The 24468-nt window shown below is 42.3% G+C and carries 21 protein-coding genes and 1 tRNA gene; 21 read left to right on the top strand and 1 reads right to left on the bottom strand.

Annotated features, from left to right (window positions below):
• Window positions 1-46 precede the first annotated feature (46 nt).
• The 16 genes from OSQ85_RS00470 (at window position 47) to OSQ85_RS00395 (ending at window position 18817) form a co-directional block, all read left to right on the top strand.
• The gene (locus tag OSQ85_RS00470) at window positions 47-1327 is read left to right on the top strand and encodes a nucleotide sugar dehydrogenase (RefSeq protein ID WP_265820667.1); all 1281 of its coding nucleotides are present in this window, start codon (window positions 47-49) and stop codon (window positions 1325-1327) included.
• Between the two features lie 20 nt (window positions 1328-1347).
• Window positions 1348-2415, top strand: a complete 1068-nt coding sequence (locus tag OSQ85_RS00465) for an NAD-dependent epimerase (protein ID WP_265820666.1) — start codon at window positions 1348-1350, stop codon at window positions 2413-2415.
• 14 nt (window positions 2416-2429) lie between these two features.
• A complete protein-coding gene (locus OSQ85_RS00460) occupies window positions 2430-3323 on the top strand; it encodes a Wzz/FepE/Etk N-terminal domain-containing protein (protein WP_265820665.1) in 894 nt (297 codons plus the stop codon).
• A 16-nt stretch (window positions 3324-3339) separates the two neighbouring features.
• On the top strand, window positions 3340-4218 hold the full coding sequence (locus OSQ85_RS00455; RefSeq protein ID WP_265820664.1) for a dTDP-4-dehydrorhamnose reductase family protein: 879 nt from the start codon (window positions 3340-3342) through the stop codon (window positions 4216-4218).
• Window positions 4219-4232: 14 nt separating this feature from the next.
• Window positions 4233-5246: a polysaccharide biosynthesis protein gene (locus OSQ85_RS00450; RefSeq protein WP_265820663.1), complete on the top strand. Its 1014-nt coding sequence runs from the start codon at window positions 4233-4235 to the stop codon at window positions 5244-5246.
• Window positions 5239-6375: a non-hydrolyzing UDP-N-acetylglucosamine 2-epimerase gene (gene wecB / locus OSQ85_RS00445; protein ID WP_265820662.1), complete on the top strand. Its 1137-nt coding sequence runs from the start codon at window positions 5239-5241 to the stop codon at window positions 6373-6375. The genes OSQ85_RS00450 and wecB overlap by 8 nt, the downstream gene beginning before the upstream one ends.
• A complete protein-coding gene (locus OSQ85_RS00440) occupies window positions 6368-7576 on the top strand; it encodes a glycosyltransferase family protein (protein WP_265820661.1) in 1209 nt (402 codons plus the stop codon). Before wecB ends, OSQ85_RS00440 begins: the two co-directional genes overlap by 8 nt.
• Window positions 7566-9020, top strand: coding sequence for a lipid II flippase MurJ (locus OSQ85_RS00435; RefSeq protein WP_265820660.1), 1455 nt, complete (start codon window positions 7566-7568; stop codon window positions 9018-9020). The genes OSQ85_RS00440 and OSQ85_RS00435 overlap by 11 nt, the downstream gene beginning before the upstream one ends.
• Window positions 9017-10054, top strand: coding sequence for a CapA family protein (locus OSQ85_RS00430; protein ID WP_265820659.1), 1038 nt, complete (start codon window positions 9017-9019; stop codon window positions 10052-10054). Before OSQ85_RS00435 ends, OSQ85_RS00430 begins: the two co-directional genes overlap by 4 nt.
• Window positions 10051-11259, top strand: coding sequence for an asparagine synthase-related protein (locus tag OSQ85_RS00425; protein WP_265820658.1), 1209 nt, complete (start codon window positions 10051-10053; stop codon window positions 11257-11259). The genes OSQ85_RS00430 and OSQ85_RS00425 overlap by 4 nt, the downstream gene beginning before the upstream one ends.
• On the top strand, window positions 11256-12368 hold the full coding sequence (locus OSQ85_RS00420; protein WP_265820657.1) for a glycosyltransferase family 4 protein: 1113 nt from the start codon (window positions 11256-11258) through the stop codon (window positions 12366-12368). The genes OSQ85_RS00425 and OSQ85_RS00420 overlap by 4 nt, the downstream gene beginning before the upstream one ends.
• A 60-nt stretch (window positions 12369-12428) precedes the next feature.
• Window positions 12429-13478 (top strand): hypothetical protein, encoded by a 1050-nt coding sequence (locus OSQ85_RS00415; RefSeq protein ID WP_265820656.1) that lies wholly within the window; start codon window positions 12429-12431, stop codon window positions 13476-13478.
• Window positions 13456-14619: a glycosyltransferase gene (locus tag OSQ85_RS00410; RefSeq protein WP_265820655.1), complete on the top strand. Its 1164-nt coding sequence runs from the start codon at window positions 13456-13458 to the stop codon at window positions 14617-14619. Before OSQ85_RS00415 ends, OSQ85_RS00410 begins: the two co-directional genes overlap by 23 nt.
• Window positions 14594-15715: a glycosyltransferase family 4 protein gene (locus OSQ85_RS00405; RefSeq protein WP_265820654.1), complete on the top strand. Its 1122-nt coding sequence runs from the start codon at window positions 14594-14596 to the stop codon at window positions 15713-15715. The genes OSQ85_RS00410 and OSQ85_RS00405 overlap by 26 nt, the downstream gene beginning before the upstream one ends.
• Before the next feature lie 145 nt (window positions 15716-15860).
• Window positions 15861-17276, top strand: a complete 1416-nt coding sequence (locus OSQ85_RS00400; RefSeq protein ID WP_265820653.1) for a mannose-1-phosphate guanylyltransferase/mannose-6-phosphate isomerase — start codon at window positions 15861-15863, stop codon at window positions 17274-17276.
• A gap of 353 nt (window positions 17277-17629) precedes the next feature.
• On the top strand, window positions 17630-18817 hold the full coding sequence (locus OSQ85_RS00395) for a hypothetical protein (protein ID WP_265820651.1): 1188 nt from the start codon (window positions 17630-17632) through the stop codon (window positions 18815-18817).
• 187 nt (window positions 18818-19004) lie between these two features.
• On the opposite strand, the gene OSQ85_RS00390 is transcribed toward OSQ85_RS00395, so the two are convergent.
• A tRNA-Phe gene (locus OSQ85_RS00390) sits at window positions 19005-19080 on the bottom strand.
• Window positions 19081-19252: 172 nt separating this feature from the next.
• Here OSQ85_RS00390 and OSQ85_RS00385 point away from each other — a divergent pair.
• The 5 genes from OSQ85_RS00385 to aroF all read left to right on the top strand — a co-directional run bounded on the left by OSQ85_RS00385 (window position 19253) and on the right by aroF (window position 24162).
• Window positions 19253-21067 (top strand): phosphohexomutase domain-containing protein, encoded by a 1815-nt coding sequence (locus OSQ85_RS00385; protein ID WP_265820650.1) that lies wholly within the window; start codon window positions 19253-19255, stop codon window positions 21065-21067.
• A gap of 22 nt (window positions 21068-21089) precedes the next feature.
• Window positions 21090-21854, top strand: a complete 765-nt coding sequence (gene hisF / locus OSQ85_RS00380) for an imidazole glycerol phosphate synthase subunit HisF (RefSeq protein WP_265820649.1) — start codon at window positions 21090-21092, stop codon at window positions 21852-21854.
• The gene (hisE, locus tag OSQ85_RS00375; RefSeq protein WP_265820648.1) at window positions 21855-22157 is read left to right on the top strand and encodes a phosphoribosyl-ATP diphosphatase; all 303 of its coding nucleotides are present in this window, start codon (window positions 21855-21857) and stop codon (window positions 22155-22157) included.
• The gene (locus OSQ85_RS00370) at window positions 22154-22870 is read left to right on the top strand and encodes a Rossmann-like domain-containing protein (RefSeq protein ID WP_265820647.1); all 717 of its coding nucleotides are present in this window, start codon (window positions 22154-22156) and stop codon (window positions 22868-22870) included. The genes hisE and OSQ85_RS00370 overlap by 4 nt, the downstream gene beginning before the upstream one ends.
• A gap of 275 nt (window positions 22871-23145) precedes the next feature.
• Window positions 23146-24162 (top strand): 3-deoxy-7-phosphoheptulonate synthase, encoded by a 1017-nt coding sequence (aroF, locus tag OSQ85_RS00365; protein ID WP_265820646.1) that lies wholly within the window; start codon window positions 23146-23148, stop codon window positions 24160-24162.
• Window positions 24163-24468 lie beyond the last annotated feature (306 nt).

Here is a 24468-nt window from a genome sequence, read left to right as displayed (position 1 = left end):
TTGAATATAACTGATTATTCTGCTAAACACGTTAAGAGGTTTTTTTATGTTTAAACACAGTGACATCAAAATTTGCATTCTCGGTCTGGGGTATGTTGGTCTTCCTCTGGCTGTTGAATTCTCAAAAAAATATTATGTCTGCGGTTTCGATATTAACAGCAGACGCATCAGCGAGCTTGTCTCCGGCTTTGATAAAACCTGCGAGGTTCCGTCTGAGGCATTGGAATCATCAAATATCAGGCTCACCTCGGATGTTAAAGACATTAAAGAGTGCAATGTCTTTATTGTCACGGTTCCAACCCCCATAGATCAACATAAGAATCCGGATCTTAGCCCTATACTCGGTGCGACTGAAACAGTCGGCAGAGTCCTGAAAAAAGGGGATATTGTTGTTTATGAATCAACAGTTTATCCCGGCTGTACGGAAGAGGACTGTGTCCCCGTGCTGGAAAAGATGAGCGGACTTAGATTTAACACAGACTTTTTCTGCGGTTATTCACCTGAGCGTATCAACCCCGGCGATAAAGGCAGGGGGGTGAAGGACATCACTAAGGTTACCAGCGGCAGCACCCCGGATGTTGCTGATTTTATTGACGGCATATATTCCTCGGTGATCACCGCCGGGACACACAAAGCGCCGAGTATCAAAGTTGCCGAAGCGGCAAAAGTCATTGAAAATACCCAGCGTGATATAAATATTGCCCTTATGAATGAGCTTGCGCTCATTTTCGATAAAATGGGTGTGGACACCGCAAGCGTTCTTGAGGCGGCCTCCACCAAATGGAACTTCCTCCGTTTTGAGCCGGGGCTGGTCGGCGGACACTGCATCGGTGTTGATCCTTACTATCTGACCTTTAAGGCACAGTCACTTGACTATATCCCTAATATGATACTTTCCGGCAGAAAAATTAATGACGGAATGGGTAAGTTCATCGCTGAAAAGACCATTAAGATGATGATCGCGGCGGACTTTCCGGTTAAAAACTCGAAAGTTCTGCTCGCCGGTATAACTTTCAAGGAAAACTGTCCGGATATAAGAAATACCAGAGTCATTGATATTTACAGGGAACTCAGGGAGTACGGAGTCTGCGTTGATATTTATGATCCTGTTGCAGACCATTCTGATGTCAAAGAAGAATACGGCATTGAAATGACAGAGCGGCCTGCTGATGACTATAACGCAGTGATAGTTGCTGTAAAGCACAGCCGTTTTCTGAACGGCGGGCTGACACTTGGCAGTCTGCTGACAAAAAACGGAATAATTATTGATGTCAAAGGAGCGCTGCCCGCTGAAAGCAACGGGAACTTTTCGTACTGGCGCTTATAAATACCAACCGGAGCGGTTAAATGACTAAAACTAAAATACTTGTCACAGGCACGGCGGGCTTCATCGGCTTTCATCTTGTACAGAAACTTCTTGAGAGAGGGGATGAGGTTGTCGGGCTGGACAGCATAAATGATTATTATGATGTCAGGCTGAAGTTCGGCAGACTGGCGGAAACCGGAATACATATTGATGATGACTCCGCTTCGCGGAACAGGCTTATCCAGTCTAAAAAGTATCCGAACTACAGGTTTATCCGCCTTAATCTTGAAAACAGAGAAGAACTGGAAGAGCTTTTCAGGACAGAAAAGTTTGACAAGGTATGCAACCTCGCCGCTCAGGCAGGCGTGCGTTACTCCCTCACCAACCCGGATGCTTATATAAATTCCAACATCACAGGTTTTTTAAACATCCTTGAGTGCTGCCGCCATCACGGAGTCAGGTCTCTTTCATATGCGAGCAGCTCATCAGTTTACGGACTTAATGAAACCCAGCCGTTCAGCACATCCCATAACGTTGACCACCCTGTGAGCCTTTATGCTGCCAGCAAAAAATCAAACGAACTCATGGCGCATACCTACAGCCATCTGTTCGGGCTCCCCACAACCGGGCTGAGGTTTTTTACCGTTTACGGGCCTTGGGGAAGGCCGGACATGGCGCTTTTTATCTTCACAAAGGCGATTCTGGAAGGCAAGCCCATTGACGTGTTCAACTACGGCGAGATGAAGCGCGATTTCACCTATATCGATGACATAGTGGACGGCATAACAAGGGTGATAGACAGCCCGGCAGAGAGCAATCCTCTGTGGAGCGGAAGCAGGCCTGATCCGGGTTCTTCAAAAGCGCCTTACAAAATCTTCAATATAGGAAACTCCTCCCCGGTGCGTTTAATGGATTTTATAGAGGCAATCGAGAACAAGCTGGGCAGAAAGGCAGAGAAGAATATGCTGCCTCTTCAGGCAGGAGATGTGCCTTCTACCTATGCAGATGTGAGCGATCTCTGTAATATGCTCGGTTATAAACCGTCAACAGATGTGGATACTGGTATAGGCCGGTTTATAGACTGGTACAGAAATTATTATCAGGTCTGAAAACAGGAGAGATGATGGATAAGGATAACAGGCAGATATACGAGGATGAGATAGACCTTCTGGAACTGGCTGCGATTGTATGGAAACGTAAACTATACATAATAGGCTTTGTTTTTCTGGTTTCTCTTGCGGCGGTTGTCTATTCGCTGTCTCTTGACAATGTTTATGAGTCCAGAACCGTACTCAAGCCGACTGCTCAGACATCGGCTCAGAGCAGCCTCGGCGGTCTCAGCACTCTGGCGGGCTTTGCGGGTATAAATATCAACTCCGGCGGGTCAGTATATGCTGATATTAATGTTATCCTCAGCAATAAAGATTTTCTGGCAGACTTTATCAAAGAAAACAACCTAGCTCCTAAGCTTCTTAAAGACCCTGCGATAGCTGAAACCGCTGAGTTTAAACAGAATGAGAAATTCAATCTTTTTCAGCTGATTTACAATGACCTGAAACTGGCTGAGGACAAAAACACGCAGTATATCACATTCTCATACAACAACACTGATCCCGCGCTGGCAAAGGAGATTCTGACGCTTCTCCTGAAAGATATAAGCGGTGTCCTCCGCACTAAGCAGCTTGAAAATCTGGATAAGCGCATTGAAAACTACAAACTTGAAATCGATCGCGCGGCGGATCTCACTCTGAAAGCAAAACTCAGCGAATTGGTGGCGAGCCTTATTCAGAGTAAGGTGCTTGCCAATGCTGATGAGTATTATGGATTCAGCATAATGACCGAACCTTCTCTTTCTGATCCTCTGGATAAAGTGGGACCCAAAAGAGCACAGATGTGTCTGGCTGCGTTTTTTGTGAGTTTATTCTTAGCTGTTTTCAGCACTCTGGTTCTGCATTTTTCGGGAAATAATCTCAAAAAGAGAAAAAAGGCATATATTCTGTCAAAAAATATTCAGTGATGTGAAGGAGACGCTTATGAAAGTTCTTATTCTTGGTGGTTCAGGTATGTTGGGGCACAAGCTGTGGCAAATACTCAGTAACGACTATCAGGTATATATATCACTCAGGCGCTCCAACTCAATGTTAGAAGCGCTGAAAGGTGAGAAGATGTTTATCCGGCATGATGTGGATGCGTTAAATTTCGACAGCATCACAAGAGCACTTGCATCAATCGAGCCGGATATTGTAATTAACTGTATCGGATTGATCAAACAGTTGCCTATAGCAAATGATCCTCTTTCCTCAATTACTATAAATAGCCAGCTTCCGCATCGTTTATCTTTGATATGTAAAACTGCGAAGATAAGACTTATTCATATATCTACAGATTGTGTTTTTTCAGGCAGTAAAGGAAATTACGTAGAGGATGACGACTCTGATGCCAAGGATCTTTACGGAAGAAGCAAGTATCTTGGAGAAGTTTACTATCCCCACACTGTAACGCTAAGAACATCTATAATAGGACATGAGCTTGGTGGACATTTGGGACTTGTTGACTGGTTCTTGAAACAGAAAGGATCTGTCAGGGGATTCTCGAAAGCAATATTCAGTGGTTTTTCAACGTTGGAGCTGGCTAAAATCATCAGAGAGCATGTGATTGAAAACACATTATTAAGTGGTCTGTATCATGTGTCAACGCAGCCTGTTTCCAAGTTTCATCTTCTTGAAATGATTAATAAAGTATACAAAACCGATACTCAAATATTACCTTTTGACGGGGTTGACATTAACCGCAGTATGTGCGGCAGCAGGTTTATCAAGGCAACGGGTTACAGTGTGAAAGATTGGGATACATTAATTTATGAGATGTATGAAGACTACTGCAAAAACAAACATCTTTATATTAAATACTGAGAGCAGGGAAACTGATGTTTAAAAATAAAATACTTTTAATCACCGGAGGGACTGGTTCTTTCGGTAATGCTGTTCTTAAGCGTTTTTGTGAAACAGATATAGCAGAGATACGCATATTCAGCAGAGACGAAAAGAAGCAGCATGACATGCGGCTTCGCTATAATAATGATAAAATTAAATTTTATATTGGTGATGTTCGTGAGTTTGATACAATAAATAACGCAATGCGCGGTGTGGATTATGTGTTTAGTGCCGCAGCTCTCAAGCAGGTACCCTCTTGCGAATTTTACCCCATGGAAGCTGTTAAGACCAATGTCTGCGGTACGGAAAATACCCTTAAGGCATGTATCGCCAATAACATAAAAAGAGCCGTGGTACTAAGCACAGATAAGGCCGTTTACCCTATTAATGCAATGGGCATGAGCAAAGCTCTGATGGAAAAAGTGACGATTTCGATGTCGCGTAACCTTCCCGCAGACAGAACCATTTTGTGTAACACGAGATACGGGAATGTTATGGCGTCTAGAGGTTCTGTTATTCCCCTTTTCGTCGAGCAGGTAAAGCAGAACAAGCCGCTCACCATTACTGACCCGGATATGACCCGCTTTATGATGTCGCTTGAAGATGCCGTTAACCTTGTTCTTTTCGCATTCGAGAACAGCGGTCAGGGCGATACCTTCGTGCAGAAAGCGCCCGCAGCAACGATTCTCACTCTGGCAGAGGCTGTCAAAAAGCTTTTCAACTCTAAAAGTGATATAAATATTATAGGAACAAGGCACGGAGAGAAAAAGCACGAAACTCTCCTCAGCAGAGAAGAGATGATAAAGTCCGATGATTTAGGCGATTATTATAAAGTTCCTGCGGACACGAGAGACCTCAACTATTCTAAATATTACGAAGAGGGCAATAATACCCTTTCCTCAGTGGGCGACTACACATCTGAAAATACCGAACGACTTGATGTCGACGGAATGATTAAACTGCTTCTTCAGCTTAGCTATATTCAGGACGAGCTTAAAAATGGATAAAACAAATAAAATCAAAGTCATTACCGTTGTAGGAACCAGACCGGAACTTATAAGACTTGCTCTTGTTATAAAAAAGCTTAACGAATTTACCGATCATATCCTTGTTCATACCGGGCAGAATTACGATTATGAACTCAATCAGGTTTTCTTTGATGAGCTGAACATAGAAAAGCCGCAGTATTTCCTTGATGTAAAAGCAGATTCTCTGGGTGAAACTCTCGGCAATATTATCTCAAGGGCGGAAGCGGTATTTAAAAAAGAAAAGCCCGATGCTATGCTTGTTCTCGGCGATACCAACAGCGCCTTCGCGGCAGTTATCGCAAAAAGAATGAAGATACCTGTTTTCCACATAGAAGCAGGCAACAGAAGTTTTGACCTGAACGTACCCGAAGAAATTAACCGTAAAATTATTGACCATATAAGTGATGTCAACTTTGTTTACTCTGAACATGCCCGCAGAAATTTGCTCAATGAAGGCTGCCACCCAAGGCAGATATACTTATGCGGCTCGCCTATGAAGGAAGTGCTGGATTTTTATGAAAGTAAGATCAATTCTTCAGGTATTATGGCAAAGCTGCAAATCGAGGAAAACAACTATTTTCTTGCAAGCTTTCATAGAGAAGAAAATGTTGATAACAAAGACAATCTGAATAAAATTCTTGTTTTTCTGACAGAGCTTGCCGAAAAATACGGTAAAAAAGTTATCGTCTCTACCCACCCCAGAACGAAATCACGCCTTGAAGCCTTAAAGAATGATAATATAAGCCCTTCGATCGTATTTCTGAAGCCCTTCGGCTTCTTTGACTATGTTTCCCTTCAAAAGAATGCTCTCTGCGTATTATCCGACAGCGGTACAATCAGTGAAGAATCTTCAATATGCGGCTTTAAAGCCGTAACCATACGCAACTCTATGGAACGCCCCGAAGCCATGGATACGGGCAGCATAATCATCACGGGTCTTGAAGCGGACAGGGTATTGAGTGCTGTTCACTATTCGATCAGTCTTGATAAGCACCCTGCCTCCCCTGCGGAGTATCTTGTGGAAAACTCTTCTGACAGAATTGTAAAAATCATACTAGGGTTATCCGGGTTGATACACAGATGGACAGGGGTAAACAGTAATGACTAAAACAAAGTATATTTACTATTTTCGGGGAGATTTACGTTCCCATGTAGGAATATATAAAAGCTGGGTTGATGCAGCCGTGAGCAAGGGTCTGGATATGCAGATGGTAACGTTTCTGGGGTTAAAACAATATATCTCGCAAAGAAAACTGATAAAGCGTTACTCTGATGAAAATATAAAAATTTATATAGGTCTCCCTTCGGTATTGAACGCTCTTGCAGAAGCTCTGTATTTCTCCGCATTATGCCTTAAATATGAAAATGTTAAGGTGCATGTGAGAAAAAGGAAGACTAATGTTCTGGATTTTCTTAAAAAACTGTTTCCGACAAAGCTGAAATATATTTTTGAAATAGAAGGTGACGCAGTCTCCGAGGCAGAATTCTTAAAAGAAAGACCCTCGCCTGAATGTAATTACGAGGCTTTTATCGCATCCTCTGATACAGAGAAAGAGAAACAGTACGATTCTCTTAAAAAGTCTGATGGCGTACTTGTGGTTACGGAACTTTTCAAAAAAGTTCTCATTGAGCGTTATCCTGAGCTTAATCTCCATACAAAGATAAATGTTATTCCTACCGGAGTTGATGCAGCTTTGTTCTTTTATGACAAGTCTATTCGAGACGAATACAGAAAAAAATTAGGCATTGACGACAGATTTGTTCTCACATTTGCAGGAAATATTTTTTATAGCTGGCAAAACATCAAACGAAGCTTAGACATCTTTAATCTCATTAAAAATAAAAAGCTTTTTCCTAATCCGTTTTTTCTGCTCCTGATAAGAGCGCAGGATATACCCCTCGCCAAGAAATTTATTGAGCAGGCGGGACTGGGAGAGACAGACTACCTGCTTACCAATGTTCCTCATAAAGAGGTAAATGCTTATTTTAACGCTGCCGATATGGGGATACTCCTGCGTGATCCTCATCTGATGAATGAAGTTGCGTGTCCGGGTAAGGTGGGGGAATATCTCTGTTCGGGTCTAAGAGTGATTATTACCGAAAAAATAGGGCTTTACGGCGAGAAAGTCAAAGCTGCGGAAATGGGCATAGTTCTTTCCGATTTCAGAGATGACACAATCGTACTTGAAGAGCTTATTAAATCAAAAGAAAAAACAATTGAACGAGAAAAGATAAGTGCTTGGGCTAAGAATGAATTTTCTGTTCAGTCCTACGCTGATAAATATGCGAACATACTAAGTGGCTGCTGAAGCTGTTATAATGAAAACCTATATTAATCTTTCTTTACTAAGCATAATACAGCTTATTATATCGTTTTTACTGCAAATGTTCATTCTTAACATATTCGGAATGGGTGCACATCTTGATATATTTATAGCTTCAAATACACTGAATTATGTGCTGGTTACTGTTGCTACAAGTATTCTTAACTTTAGCCTGACACCTTTTTTCACGGGATATGTCAAAAAAAAGCGATTCAAAACCTTCGCTGCAAATGCCAGTACAATGGTAAACCTCTTCTTTCTATTGTTCCTGTTTCTTGCGCTTTTACAGGCAGTATTTGCTGATCCCATCACTAGACTGCTTTTTCCCGGATTTGAAGGAGAAGATAGAACCGTCCTGAATCACCTTTTTATATTTCAGGCGTTTATCTCAATATTAACTGTACTTACAGGAATATTGACCGCTTTTAACTATGCTCTGAACAAACTCTATAAGTCAGTTCTGTCTCCTGTTGCTGCAATAATAGTTCAGGGTGCAGCCGTCTACTTCCTTCATAAACATTTCGGCGTGTATGCCCTGCCCATAGCATTGCTCATAAATAATGCTGCGAATCTCTTTGTTCTTTCTTACGGGATGTTTAAATACTATTCTCCGAAGATAGCTTTAAATACCGAGATAAAATATATTTTCAGCAGAATGTTCCCCCTGCTGTTCTCGTCCTCGTTCTCCAAAACAGATATTGTCGTCGACAGGTATTTCACCTCTCAGCTCACAAGCGGCAGCTTAGCCCTTCTCCATTACGGACAACTTTTTGCCAATGTCGTTTCAACATTTATCAGCAAAGGCATATCTATAGTTTCTTTAAGAAAAATGTCCGAAATGACCGAAAATAAGGAAAGAATGCATAAGTATTTTATGCGCCTTTATAAAATAGTTTTTCTGCTTTCGGCAGCAGCATGCATTATTATAGTCTTCTCAGGCAAATGGTTTCTATCTTTGATTGTCATAAGCGGGAAAATTTCAACGGAACAGATAGACAGCTTATATAAGGTGATAGTCGCATTACTCGGCGTTGCAGTGGGCGGAAGCTTATCATCTGTGCTTGTGAATGCTTTTTATGCTAATGGTCTTACCGGCATAGTTTCAGTTATGGGTACCTCACTTCACATTATAGGCATAGTGACGAAGGTCGTCTTCTTTAATATTTATGGTTTTTATAGCCTCCCTATAGTATTTTCCGGCAAAAGTATATTGAACACGGTTATTTTGCTTGTGATGTACCATTTCTACATCAATAAGATATCAATGGCGGAATTCGGCAGGATTTTAATGAATCTTATAATCTTCGTTATTGTCATTTATGCCATTTATTATGCTTACATGTATGATATAGTTTTTGGAGCTTTGCTTACGATAGGTTCTCTCGGAATAATCTTCTTCAATTTAGTTAAAATAAGGAGAGAAATATGAGTAAAATCTTTTTGGCTGGCGATTTATGCCTAACGGAAGATATAACTATAGATAATGATGTCGCTGCTAAAATAAATTCATCAGAAGGATTTATCGCAAATTACGAAAGTGTATTCCCCCCTGCGGACGCATTAAAAAGACAGGATAAAAATGCAATTCTTATCTCTTCTGTATCTGCGGTTGAAGGTTTTCTTAAGGATATAAAAGTATCCTGTGTGTTTGGTATAGGGAACAACCATATACATGATATGGGCGAAGAAGGGGTGAAGGAAACCAGAAAACGGCTTACGGCCTATGAAAAGGTTTCCGTCTGCGGAGCGGGGTATAAGGAAGCTTTGAACAAACCGCTTGAACTAAATATAAATCAGAAAAAGATATACCTGCTTGCGGTTTCAAGCGAATCTTATGAGGTTATGTCAAAGCCCGCTTCAGATAGTTTTGAAGGTATATTGAGTATTGAAACAGGTCTTGAAAACCTTGTTTCATCTTTAAGACAGGAGTGTGATTTTTTAATCATTTATGCGCATATAGGCAAAGAATATGTCAACTTTCCCCGAACAGAGATAAGGCAGTTTGCCTACAGATGGATCGACACCGGAGCAGATGCCGTAATAGGTCACCATCCGCATGTAATTCAGGGGAAAGAATACTACAATGGCAAGCCTATTTACTACAGCCTTGGTAACTTTATCTTCCCTGATTTCAACACCAAAAATGGTCAACGTATAAAATGGAAAAAAGAAAATAACTACAGTATAATGTTGGAGTTGGAAGTTAATAACGGACTGAATTTCGTTGAACACGGTCTATATTTTGATACTAAAAGCAACAGACTCTCGTTTTCAACCGAAGCACTTGATAAACTGTACACAAGATCCGAACAACTTAATCTTGAGATAACACCGCTAAAAAGATATTACGGTTTCTGGGAAAAAGAATATTTCAAATATATGGCGGGGCAGTATTCTTTTGCCGCTAAGGTTAAACGGAAATTTAATAAGTATATTGAATCTGTTAAACGGAAAGTAAAATGAATCGTAAAAATTTAGACAGCTTTCTCACATGCGGGTACTTCTTCAAATACGACAACAAAAAGCTGCATATAGATTTGTCAGGAATAGACAGAGAGAAATATAAAGGCGCAGATGAAAATGAATTAATAAACGAAAGCGCAAGACTCTGGAGAGAAAGCATAGCTAAAGATTCCACTCCTAACCGCAGGCATCTCGTCCCCATAAGCGGCGGGCTGGACAGCAGAGCGATTCTTGCGGCCCTTCTTGAGCATGTTGAAGCATCACAAATACAAACATATACCTTCGGTTCTCCTAATACTCTCGACTATGAAATAGGAAACTATATAGCTAAAAAGCTCGGAACTGTTCACACTGCTTTTGACTTAACTGCTTATGACTACACAATAGACGAGCTTTTTGATATAGCAAAAAGGATCGATTATCAGACACATCTTTTCCATCACCCGCCCGTCCGCCTTCTGGACGAAATGTATGGTGACAGTCTTGTCTGGAGCGGGTTTCTTGGTGATAGATTTGCAGGTTCATATGTTCAGGCAATAAGTAGTAAATCTTTGGAAGAGGCGAAAGAATCCTTTGTAAGAAAGAATCGGTATGTGCGCTCGTGTACTCTTTCAGCATCAAATGACTTCTATGACCTACTTGAGTACGAGCCTATTGATATTGACAGGTTATCTATTGATGAACAAATAGAGTACCCGAATAGATCAGCAAAGTATGTAGCTCCCCATGTTTTGATGGAAGGCTATGAGTATAGTACGCCTTTTCTTTATCAGCCGCTCATCGATTTTATGCTGAGCATTGAGGATAAACATAGAAAGGATCAAAGCCTTTATAGGAAAATGCTGCTGAAAACTTTTCCTAAAGAGTTTTCATATAAAACAAAAAATAATCTCGGACTACCGCTAAGTGCACCGAAAATTCAGGTTTTTGCTGCAAAAGTTGCAAAAAAAATTCATCGGACGCTTTTCCCTGCTAAAAATTCGTTTATAAACTATGTATGCTTTAATACGCAAATTAGGCAAAGACCAGCCTTTACAAAATTAGTTAAAGATAATGTATGCGACTTAAAATCGCGCAATATCATAAATACCCTTGATATAGAAAAACTTTTTGCGGATCATATGACCGGCAAAGGAAACTATGGTGATGCTCTGGTTGTATTGACATCCCTTGAAATTTTCTTAAAAGCAGGATTTGAGCCGTGAAAATAGTTTACGCTTCTAACTCGTTTATCCCGTCAAAAGCAGCTAACAGCGTGCATGTAATGAAAATGTGTAATGCGTTTGCCAAGCTTGGGCATGAAGTCGTATTAATTTCCAACGGCAACAAGAAATTCAAGGAATCAGAAATCACCGACGTATTCGCCTATTACGGAATCCCAAAGACTTTCAAAATAGTCGAGATGGACGATGTTTCGTTCAGAAACGGTGGAGTCATACACGGGTTCAAAAGTGCGCTTACTCTCCTGCAGGAAAAACCTGATCTTGTTTACGGCAGAGCAGTTATTCCGTGTGCATTTGCAGCCGTTAGGGGAATAGAAACAATTTTTGAGTCTCATTCTCCCTTGCATGACTCAAGCATAGTAATCCGTTTTTTTTACTCTCTTCTGGCTAAATCAAAGTATTTTCATCGTCTTGTAGTAATTTCTGAAGCCTTGAAAAGGTATTACATAGGCAAACAAAAAGCAGAGATCCTTGTCGCCCATGACGCAGCCGATGAAGCGGATATATCACAAACAATAGAGCTGAAAGGCAGAAAAGACGTTCTGAAGATAGGCTATGTCGGACACCTCTACCAAGGAAGAGGCATAGATATAATAGTTGAGTGCGCCCAACGCATATCCCGTGCAGATTTCCATATAGTCGGCGGGAACGAGAACGATTTACAGTATTGGAAATCCTACAGTGATAAACTAGGACTCGCAAACATATTCTTTTACGGACATGTATCTCCTGCTGAGGCTCAGAAATACCGTAACAGTGTTGATGTTTTAGCCGCACCTTATCAAAAAGATGTAGCGGTCTTCGGCGGCAAAGGAAACACTTCCGAATGGATGTCCCCGCTCAAAATATTTGAATACATGGCAAGCAAAAAACCTATCATATGCTCGGACCTGCCTGTTCTGAGGGAGGTGTTGAATGAGGGAAACTCTTTACTTGTAAAGTGTGATTCCATCGGGGAATGGGTTGAGGCAATCTCCCTGCTGAAAGATGAACAGCTAAGAGAAAAATTAGCTGCTAAAGCTTATGACGACTTTTCGGAACACTACACATGGTTAAAAAGAGCGGAATCAGTTTTGAATGGGAGCGTTTAAGAATATATGAACAACACTCCGCGAGAGCTGACATGGCGTAATAAATACTGGTTTTCCTTTATGGTCATCAGGTTTTTCTATGTCTTTTTTGCATTGGAGGTGTATTCCAAGTTCACTCGCCTAGGTGATACCTTCGGCTATCTGTCAGGCGGGAAAATAAATGCAGGGCTCATTCTTTTTGAATCAACCACGCTGATGAGCCTAATCGCAAGCTCTTTTTCTAAGGTATTGGGAGTTTACGGAGCAAATATTATCTTTATGCTCTTTGCGTCATATGGCATATTCTATGCGCTGAAGAAAAGCCGACTGCCGCAAAAATACTATGTGGCTGTTCTGCTGGTTTTATGTACTCCGTCGTTCAGCGTTTGGACATCTATTGCCTCTAAAGAAGCAGTGGGCTGTTTCTTTATGGGCGTAATACTCGGCTTTATGTTTGATTTGAACGAAGATCGAAAAAGAATGCCGAACATGATAGAATGGTTTGCATTCTATCTGCTTATTGTATTCAAACCTCAATACCTTTCAGCCATCCTCCCGCTGATATGCTTTATCAAGTTTTCCAAATGGCTGAATTTCAAAGCATACGGCAAAGGATTTCTTCTTGTTTCTGTTTTTGTATGCTTCGTCGTATTTCTATACAGCTTCCGTACGGAAATAAATGAAGTATCCTTCGTACTTCCCGCCCACTTCAACGCAGACGCAGGCTCAACAAGAGAAAACACAGTATGGGTTGAGCAGAACGATGTTTTCCGTAATGCTCCTTACGGTATGTTCATAAGCTTTTTAGGACCTACATGGCAGGAGGTATTACAAAAACCCGTACAAGGCATAGCTTTCTTTGAAAGCATATTTATAATGACCTTTATGTCCTATTTCTTATTAAAAATGCTGCTGTATTCACTCACTCGTCTGCGTATCAATATCAAGTATCTGTCTTATCTTTCTATATCTTATATCTTTATTCTATTTGTTCATTACCCGTTCGGCGTATTAAACCCGGGAAGCGCAATCAGATACAGAGAAAACTTTCTGGCATTCCTCATAATTCTTACCGTTTACTCATATTATAAAATTAAAGGAGGCAATAATGAAAAAAGCCATCCTTATTAACAGCCTCACTTGCGGCGGTGCGGAAAGAGTGGTATCTCTCATTCTGAAGGCAGTCGCTGAACAAGAAAATATTGAGCTTATTTGTCTGGAGAAAAATAACTTCTATTCTGTCAAGGATATAAAAATTACTTACTTAACAGAGCGGTGCGGCAGAGAGAGCGGCTTATTAAAACTATTATATCTGCCAATTCTTGCATTTAAGCTCAAAAAATATATAAAACAGGAAAAAATCAAACTTATTCAAAGCCATATATTCCGTGCAAATTATGTAAATATTCTGGCTGCAAAATTTTTCTCAAAACATATTGTTCAGGTGGTAAATACTATTCCTATCTGCAAATACGACAAAGAAGGCTTAACCGGAAAAATAAACAAACTACTCATTAGCTTCCTATATCCTATGACAGATCTGATAATAGTAAAATCAAAGGCAATGAAAAAAGAATTGGAAGATACATTCGGCTTCAAAAATAAAATAGTCATCTTACATAACCCATATGATACAAGCTACATCAAACTATCTGCCGATGAAGAGGTGAACGATTTTGAGTTTAAAGAAAATACGCAATATATAGTTTCCATCGGAAGGCTAGTCAAACAAAAGCGAAATATAGATCTGATTAATGCTCTCAGCACACTCCCTGCAAATATCGAAGCCGTTTTTCTTGGGGACGGGGATAAGGAGCAGCTTCTGGCGGCTGCAGAAAAACTGAATGTATCTGCTAGATGTCACTTCCTCGGCAAAAAGGGAAATCCATTTAAGTATATGGCACGAAGTAACTTATTTGTAATGTGTTCAGAAGTGGAAGGTTTTCCGAATGTGCTTGTCGAAGCTATGATTTGCGGCTTGCCCGTAATCTCTTCAGATTGTATAAGCGGACCGAGAGAAATTCTTTCTCCGAAATCCGATGAAAACATTATAGTCAAAGACGAAATCGACTATGCAGAATTCGGCGTTCTTTATCCTGTCGGTAGGGCGGATCTGCTTGCTGAGGCCGTGAGTTCTCTGCTCAACGACAGAAATATGTGCCAAAAGTATGCAGAAGCAGGGCAAAGCAGAGCAAAGGATTTTGATATAAATATAATTTCAGAAAAATATCGAAGAGCTTTAAACAATGAAAAAGATTATTCTGGCAAGTAATACTTCATGGAGCATACTTAACTTCAGGCTCAACCTTATGAAAGCACTGCAAAATCAAGGCTGGGAAGTTATCGCCGTTGCTCCGTATGATGAATATGCAGAAAAAATTAAAGTAGCCGGGTTTAAATTTTACCCCATAGAACTGTCAGGCAAGGGAACAAATCCCGTAAAAGACTTCAGGACAATGATAAACTTTTACAAAATATACAAAGCTCTCAAGCCCGATGTTATCTGTCATTTCACAATAAAACCGAATATCTACGGAACGATTGCTGCATCGCTGCTCAAAATAAAAACGATAAATAATATAACAGGCTTGGGTACTTTATTCGTAAAAAAGAGTGTAATAACGTCAATAGCCAAGCTCCTATATAAAATTTCTTTAAATAAGGCTTCAAAGGTTTTTTTCCAAAACAGTGAAGACTACGACCTTTTTATTTCGATGGGGCTTGCTGCTGAAGATAAAAGCGACATACTGCCGGGCTCAGGAGTGGACTTGACACTATTTAAGCCTAATACGAATACCCTTAAAAGAGGGGAATTTACTTTTGCTTTCATTTCCCGTCTATTATGGGAGAAAGGCTTAAAAGAGTATGTGGAAGCGGCAGCTGTTCTTAAAGAAAAATATAAAAATATAGAATTTATCTTGCTCGGTACTACGGAAGAAGGTTCGGCTGAATATGCCCAAATATCGGATATTCGGGCATGGGAGCAGTCCGGATATATAAAATACTACGGGGTAAGCGACAGAGTACAGGATTTTATAGCCTCTTCTGACTGCGTGGTACTGCCTTCATATTACAGAGAGGGCGTGCCTAGAATCCTTCTTGAGGCAGCAAGTATGGCAAAACCCATAATAACTACCGACAGCGTGGGGTGCAGAAATGCAGTCGATAACGGGAGCAGCGGTTTTTTGTGTAATCCCAAAAACTCTGTGGATTTAGTTTATTATATGGAAAAGCTATTTTTAATGCCAATAGAGCAACGAATGGAAATGGGGCTCAAAGGCAGAGAAAAGATGATTAGTCAGTTTAGTGAGGATATTATTATCAATAAATACACCGAAGCTGTTAATTCATTAACTGACAAAGTGTAAAACGGCTTCTGCAATACATATCCATAGAACGGAGAGCGGTAACATCGTTCTTAATATAGACCAGCTCCAAATTTTTTGTAAATCCGTCATTTGTGTATTTACTCTTTTTCCATGAAAAGTTAATCTTATTCAGTTCAGAGGTACCATGATAAACGTTATTCTTTCTGGCGGTTCAGGGACAAGGCTCTGGCCTCTCAGCCGCACAAGTCTTCCTAAGCAGTTTGTTAAAATTTTTAATGATAAATCTCTTTTTCAGATGACAGAGGAGCGGAACAGAAGCCTTTGCTCATCCTCGCTTGTGGTTTCCAATGCAGAGCAGTTTTTTCTGGCATCCGATCAGCTTGCCGAATCCTCAACGGCTGTTTTTCTCCTTGAACCCGTAGGCAGAAACACCGCTCCGGCAATTGCTTTGGCGTGTATGCTCCTTGAGCCGGAGGAGATTGTTCTTGTCACTGCGTCTGATCATCTCATCAAAAAGCAGTCCGCCTATGAGGATGCGGTGAAAACAGCAGAAAAGCTGGCGGATCAGGGCTTTCTCGTAACCTTCGGTATCACACCGGACTACCTGGAAACAGGCTACGGCTACATCGAGGCGGACGGAGTGGACGTGCGGAGCTTCAAAGAGAAACCGGCAAAGGAAAAGGCAGAGGAATATATAAGCGCAAATAAAGAGCATGCCTCAAAAAAACTCCCGCCGAAATATCTCTGGAATTCCGGCATGTTCTGCTTCAAAGCAGGTGTGTTTCTTGATGAATTAAAAAAGCATTCCCCCGCAATTTTTGAGGCCTCCGCAGCGGCACTGAAGGCTAAAGCGGTTGTTCAGGAGCGTCAGTACAGGATAAAGCATGAGGATATGCTCGCCATTCCCGCAGACAGCATCGATTACGCGGTAATGGAAAAATCGGATATAGTAAAGGTTGTTCCCTGTGATATAGGCTGGTCTGATCTCGGCAGTTTCGACTCTCTTGATGCCGAGGCGGAAGCGGGCGAAAACGGGAACTCAGTAATTGCTTATTCGGAGGATTCTCCTGAGCCTGTGTATGTGGATTCATCCGACAACCTTGTTATCTCCTCCGGGAGGCAGATAGCCCTTGTGGATATTGAAGGGTTTCTCGTGGTGGATACATCCGATGCGCTTTTAATATCAAAAAAAGGAAGCTCGCAGAAAGTTAAGACAGTGACAGAGGCGATAAAAAAGCGTAAGCCTGAGCTCACCGAAGCCCACAGGCTTGTTCACCGTCCGTGGGGCACATACGAAGTTCTGCTTGAATCCTCAAGATATAAAATTAAAAGAATAGTGGTTAAAACAGGCAGAAAGCTTTCTCTCCAGAAGCATTTCCACCGCAGCGAACATTGGGTGGTGGTGAGCGGAACAGCAACAGTAACCGTTGGCGATAAACGCTTTTATGTGCACCCTAACGAATCAACATATATCCCCGCAGGTCAGATACACCGCCTTGAAAACGAAGGCAAAGTGGAGCTTGCAATGATAGAAGTTCAGGTCGGCGAATACGTCGGCGAGGATGATATTGTGAGGATAGACGACATTTACGGCAGATGAGTACTAAAAAAAAGCCTTTCCTGCGGGAGGCTTTGTATTTTTGATTAAACACCATATAGAGCAGGGATGAATCGAAAAAAACTATATATCTTATTTATGATAAAAGTATAGTTATTGGTTATTTTTAATATATACCAACAAAAGAGGTTCTTGTGGTGTTTTGATCTTGAAAGTACCATCTAAATAATATTAGACATATTCTCCTATTTTTTTTCAGATTCCCTTAGGTGTTAATAACTGTTTTTGATATAAATATAGTGACCATATTTTTAATGGATTTTCAATGTCTAGCTTGGCCAAATATTTTAGATACTTTCATCATAATAGTGACTAAAACTGAAGAGAGAATTTAAATGATGAATTCCAGACATCTAAGAAAAGTATTTTTAAGAGATTGGATAAAAAATAAAAATAGCTCATATAATATTTTTGGGCTAAAGATAGGTAGCATAAGTACAGTTAGTGAATTGGTAGGCTTAGCTTTATTTATATCGGGGTGTATATCAGTCCTATGGAATTTATTTTTTTTTAAAAACATTCATGCTTTTCCATTAGCAACAGATGGTGTTTCTTTATGGATTTTTATTATAATTGCATTACTGGGGACATTAATTCTTTCTTTAATTCTCCTTTTGATGTTAATGCCATGCTATCTATTTGCTCGAATTGTATTTTACAAATTAGCAAATAAATATTATGAAATAGGTGTTCAGTTTGGAGTAGCCATACTTCCTTATTTGCTTATATATCTGATTATTATTCCATATGGAGAATATATTTTAAATACAATAATCCTTGTTTTATATTGCTTGTTTCTTCTTTCTTTTTTTAAAAAGAATAAAAAGTCTAACTTAAGCCTTCAGTTTGTACTCTTATATCTGTTCTCAACACCATTTTGTTTTGTTATGCTGATAGTAATTTTCAGGTCATCAGTAATAAAAACAATTGGTGATACAGTTTTTATTCTGATTATAATGTTTATAATGCTTACTTTGCAGTTTTTATGTCACCTTACAATTAAAAGAAACAAATCAAAACTGAAACCTTTGCTATCGGTTATGATAGCTGGTTTGATTATGTTTTTTTGTTTTTACCTGCCTAAAGTAGTCAATGGATACTCTTTTCATAAGCAGATATTAATATCTCCATATTCGATAGGTAATATTGGGTATTATAAGTCAGATATTGTTGTTAATAAGGAGACATATGAAATGTATATGAAACTAACAGGCAAGAAGGATTATTCTAATAATCGATTTGAAGGAGAAATAAAAAATGCATTTATCCTTTTTTCGATGGGAGATGAGTATATAATCAAAGCATGTGTTGATAAAATCCCTGAATCCGAAAAGAATGAACTGTGGCTCGGTAAAAAAGCCAAGTATCGTTATTATATTATCAAAGCATCCAGGAATAAGGAGATCCTGCCTAGCAGTTATACATATGAAGAATATGACTGGGTTTCATTGCATAGTGATAAAGAATTATGTGCCACAGTAGAACCTATAAGTAAAAATATTTTGGAATTAATTACTCAATAAGCAAGGTGACTACAGTTGTTTTCTGTTATAAATCGTCTTTAACTTTATAATAAACGTCGGCATACATACCAACAGAAAGGTCTGGAACATGTTGGAATTTAATAGACGTTAATATACTCTAACATACAGTATCTAAAGGGCTTTATAAAGGTTTTAGAAAGTTATTGGAACATGCTGGAAATAGAAATGGTGCCCAGGGACGGAATCGAACCATCGACACGTGGATTTTCAGTCCACTGCTCTACCGACTGAGCTACCTGGGCATCTGTGGGAACGCTAAATTACTAAAGAGAGTATTCTTTGTCAACAAAAAAATAAAGAAAAATTGATTAAGTCTGAAATAACCTGTCTGCCGCCCGTGCGGGGCAATATATGTTTGATCTGCCTTGCTGTTTTGGGCTATAAAAGCTTATCGGAATTAACGGGGGACTAGATATGCCTTTTAAACATGTCAATGCGCCTGAGAGCGTGGTTAAAAATGCGGACAAGCTTTTTAAACCTGCCTCATATGATATAAGAGCCTATGTCGGCGAACCGGGTGATTTTTTCAGCGGGAAGGCTGTCTTCACGCCGGATGCGGCAAAAACTGCGGGCATCCTCATGGGCGGGCTGAGCTTCACTCTCCGCAGCGGTGAAAAAGTTGCCCTTAATGAGGGCGATACGTGCGTAATCGGTTATGACAACGGCCCCACATCAAAAGCGCTGGCGGAATCCTTTGCCGATGGGCTGGCGGAAACAGGCGTGAATGTTTATATCATAGGCGTTTCCGGCTCCGGTCAGGTTTATCAGAACCAGAACCAGCTTGGTGCGGATGCCCATGTGCAGATAACCCGCTCCCATGTGGAAGTAACCACCAACGGCGCAAAATTCGGCATCGGAATACAGGGAATCCACACCTACCTGCTTAAGCAGATGAATGAGGCGCTGAAAACAAACGCCGCCGTCCGCTTCGGCTCCGCAAAAGGGAAAATCACTGATAAAACCGATGAGGCATACTCCGTTTACTTTGACAAAATGGTGAAAACATACAAAGCCTATTTTGCGGATAAGGATACATCCAAAATAGCCGTGAACCTGTTCGGCGGAACAGGCTGCAAATATGCAGAACTTTTCCGGGCAGTGTTCGGGGCGGATGTTCTGCTCCTCGGCGCGGATCTGGATGTAAATTCCGGTGCGGCGCTGGCTGATCCCACCAGAAAAGAGATGATAGAAAAAGTCGCCGGATTCTCCGAAGCTCTCACAGAAGGCTTCCGCATACATTCCTTTGATCTGGACGCGGACAGAGGCTCCGTTACCTCCGGTGCTGATGCTCTTAAGGCAGGAGCATTCGGGCATTATCTCGGTGATGCGCTGGCTTATATACTTGCGGATTACAAACTGAAAAAATCTGTGCCTGAACTGCTTGAAAAGCTTTCCGCAAAAGGCGTGGCAGCGGAAAAGGCGGAGAGGATAAAGGAAATAGCTGAAACAGTTTATATAGATGCCCGATACACCAGCGGGGTGAAAAGCTATGTGGAATCCCTCGGCGGCAAAACTGTTTTCCACACAAAAGGGCACTCCCTCTGGAAGGAGACAATCACGGCGAATATGGCTGAGATGGCGGAGCTTGCCGGATATGGGAGCATATCCTCATTCGTTGCGGATACAGGCTACAGGGATTACCAGATAGAAGCTTCGCTCCACTTTTTCACCACAGATGTTGAGGACGGAATACCCCGTGATGATGCTGTGGAGAATATATTTGTTCTGGAGCAGGTGTTTACCGAATCCGGAATAACAAATCTGAACGAATATTTCGCTTCAATCCCCTTTCGTTTCATCACCAAGGAGATAAGGACAACTTCGGTGAGCAATGAGGCAAAGGAGCATATCACAAACGAAATCGTCAGGGTGATAAAGGATACTTTCTGCGGGCTTAAAGGTGTCGAAACCATGGAGTTTGACGGTCAGATACGGGCGGACTGGGCGGAAGGATTCATAATGTACGGCATGTCCAATACATCCCCCAAGCTAACCTTCATGGCGGAAGGAACAACGGAGGAGATAAGAAACAGTGCCCTGCGTTTTCTTCTCGGTCTCCACAACCACTTCAAGGCGCAGTACGGCGACAGTGAGCCCATGGATCTGGCTGAGAACGACTTTTTCCTGAAAGAAGCGGGCTATAATCTGCCTGAACCGGATAAAGTCAGGCTGGATGACCCGGAGGTCAGGGCATTTCTGAAAGGCTTCGGAATAGACAAGGTTTTATAAAAATACAGAGCAAGGAATATATATGCTGGCGAAGAGAATTATCCCCTGTCTGGATGTTAAGGACGGAAGGGTTGTTAAGGGGACAAACTTTGTGAATCTGCGCGATGCGGGCGATCCTGTGGAAGTGGCGCAGATTTATGATGAACAAGGCGCTGATGAACTGACATTTCTTGATATAACAGCCAGTTCCGATAACAGAAGCATCATTCTCGACGTGGTGGCAAAAACTGCGGAGCGTGTGTTTATGCCTGTTACCGTGGGCGGCGGGGTGCGGACTCTTGATGATATACGCAATCTGCTGAACTCCGGCGCGGACAAGGTTTCCATCAACTCGGCAGCGGTCGCCAGACCGGAGTTTGTCAGTGAGGCGGCGCTGAGGTTCGGCTCACAGTGCACAGTTGTAGCCATAGATGCGAAAATGAAGGCGGACGGCAGCGGCTGGGAGGTTTATACCCACGGCGGACGTAAGGCCACGGGTATTGATGTTGTTGAGTGGGCTGCGCTGATGGAAAAATACGGCAGCGGAGAGATTCTGCTGACCAGTATGGATAAGGACGGCGTTAAGGACGGCTTTGACCTCAGGCTTACCCGCGCTGTGGCGGATGCCGTGTCGATACCCGTCATCGCTTCCGGCGGGGCTGGAAATCCGCAGCATATGTACGAAGGGGTTACGCAGGGCGGCGCAGACGCTGTGCTGGCGGCAAGCATATTTCACTATAAGGAATACTCAATAGCAGAGGTGAAGCAGTACCTCGCGGCAAGAGGCGTTCCGGTAAGGATGGTATAAATGAACACCGAGATCATAGGAAAACTGGTAGAAACTGTCAGAGAAAGAAAACGCAACCCGCAGGACGACTCATACACCTGCAAGCTTCTGGAAGCGGGCGAAAATAAGCTTGTCAAAAAGCTGGGCGAGGAAAACGCCGAGTTCATAAGGGCTTTTCTGAAAGAGAGCGATGAATCAGTAGCAGGGGAAGCCGCAGACATAATTTATCATATGGTGGTTGCGCTGGAATACAGGGGAGTGGAGTTTGAGGCCGTTCTCGGTGTTCTTGAAAACCGTTTCGGGAAATCCGGCATAAGAAAATGATTTACTCCCACATATTTGATGAGGCCGCCCCTCTTCTGGAAAATGCAATAATTCAGGATTATATTCTGGGGCTTGACTATACAGCAGTCAAAACCGATGCGGGAAGCGGCATGGCCTACACCTTCCGCAATGAACTGCCAATGCACAAATCCGCCAGAACCATGGAAGAGGATCTGCGCGGAAGAAACGCACTGGAAACGGCGGAGAGGTATTACAGCTCACCAAACAGCTTCGAGGCGGGAATCGGTCTTGCGATTATCAACTCCGCACTCAATAACAAGTCCTCAGTGAGAGAGGATTTTCTCCGTCCTGAGACATTCAGGGGGAAAAAGGTAGGCATGGTCGGCTGGTTCCGTCCGATGCTTGAGATGATGGGTGAGGCGAGGGCGGATCTTAAAATCTTTGAGCTTAAGGACATAGAGGGAACATACAAGCCGGAGGCCGCAGCGGAAATAATGCCGCAGTGCGATGTGGTGATGATTACGGGGGTAACATTCATCAATAAAACCTTTCATACCTATGTGCCTCATATCCGTAAGGATGCATTCAGGATCATTCTGGGGCCGACCACTCCCATGTCCGTACACCTTATTGAAGCCGGCTGGCATCTGGCAGGGTCAAAAATACTGGATTTCGCAGCAGCGGCGGACTGCATAGCCCACGGCTTGGGTACGAGGAACGTTAAGGGCGCTGTGGAGAAGATCTGGATCTGACAATTAATTTACGTTTTCAATAAAAATAGATATTGACATATGTGAATCACGGGAGCATTATAGCCACCATGAACAATGTAAAGGCATATTTTAACTACTTTTTTAGCGGCTTTTATTTTTACTTCTTCTTTGAAGAGGCTGCTTAGGGTGTAGTTAAAATACAGGAAATGTATAAAATAACAAGGCCGCGGGCAGCAGAAAGCCCCGCGGCCTTTTTTTTGTCCGCATAAGGGGTCTTTTCTCTCACCGCCGCCGGAAATTTTCGGAGGAAAGTTATGATAGTAGTAATGAGAATGGACGCGGAAGAACAGCACCTGAAAGACGTGGTGGCAAGAGCGGAGGAACTCGGTTTCAGCCCCCACGTCATCTACGGAAAGGAGCGCAACGTCATCGGCATTGTGGGCACTAACGTCAAGAAAGACAGTGTCTGCGTAATATCCGAAATGCCCGGTGTCGACAACATAGTCCCCATCAGTAAACCCTACAAACTCGCCAGCAAAGAAGTCAAGCCTGAAACATCAATCGTGGACGTATGCGGAGTAAAATTCGGCGGAGGGGAAATTCCCATAATCGCAGGCCCCTGCTCTGTGGAGTCAGAGGAGCAGATAGTTCGTTCCGCTCAGATGGTTAAGGCGGCGGGCGCAAAAATCCTCCGCGGCGGCGCATTTAAACCCAGAACAAGCCCCTACGCTTTCCAGGGGCACGGTGAAGAGGGGCTGAAATACCTCGCCACCGCAAGGCAGGAGACAGGCCTTCCCGTATGCACTGAAGTGGTAAACCCCAGAAACGTTGAGCTTGTTTACAAATACACCGATATGTTTCAGGTAGGCGCGCGCAATATACAGAACTTCGCGCTGCTTTCCATGCTTGGGCAGACAGATAAGCCTGTCCTGCTTAAACGCGGCATGTCCACTACTATAGAAGAGTTCCTCATGGCCGCTGAGTACATCCTCAGTGAGGGGAACCAGAGAGTCATCCTCTGCGAAAGGGGTATCAGAACGTTTGAGACAGCAACAAGAAACACGCTTGATATAAGCTGCGTTCCTGTTGTTAAGGATAAATCGCACCTGCCGATAATCATCGACCCCAGCCACTCCGGCGGACACAGGCAGTACGTATCGGCTTTGTCTAAATCAGCCATCGCAGTCGGAGCGGACGGTGTGATAATAGAGGTTCACCCCGAACCTGACAAGGCATGGAGCGATGCCGCCCAGACCATCAGCCCTGAACACTTCATCCAGCTTATGGGCGAAATGAGGGCCGTAGCCCTCGCCGTCGGCCGATACATGTAAGTCTTGATAACATGATATAATATTGCCCCCACGCCCCCAAGGATGGGGGCGCGCCGTGCGAGCGAAGGCAGGTTCATCCTGCCGCGAGCGTGTATAAAAAATTCCCATGGAGGGAGAATTTTTTATTGTGAAGTCAGATGGGGGCGCGCCGTGCGGGCGAAGGCAGGTTTATCCTGCCGCGAGCGTGTATAAAAAATTCCCATGGAGGGAGAATTTTTTATTGTGAAGTTACTGCGTCACTGCGAACCCTGAAAGGGTGAAGCAGTCTCTCAGTATACATACAGACTGCTTCGTCAGGCTGCTCCT

The organism is Geovibrio ferrireducens (assembly GCF_026226615.1).
GTDB classification, from domain to species: domain Bacteria; phylum Chrysiogenota; class Deferribacteres; order Deferribacterales; family Geovibrionaceae; genus Geovibrio; species Geovibrio ferrireducens.
This window is presented reverse-complemented; position numbering and strand designations above follow the sequence as displayed.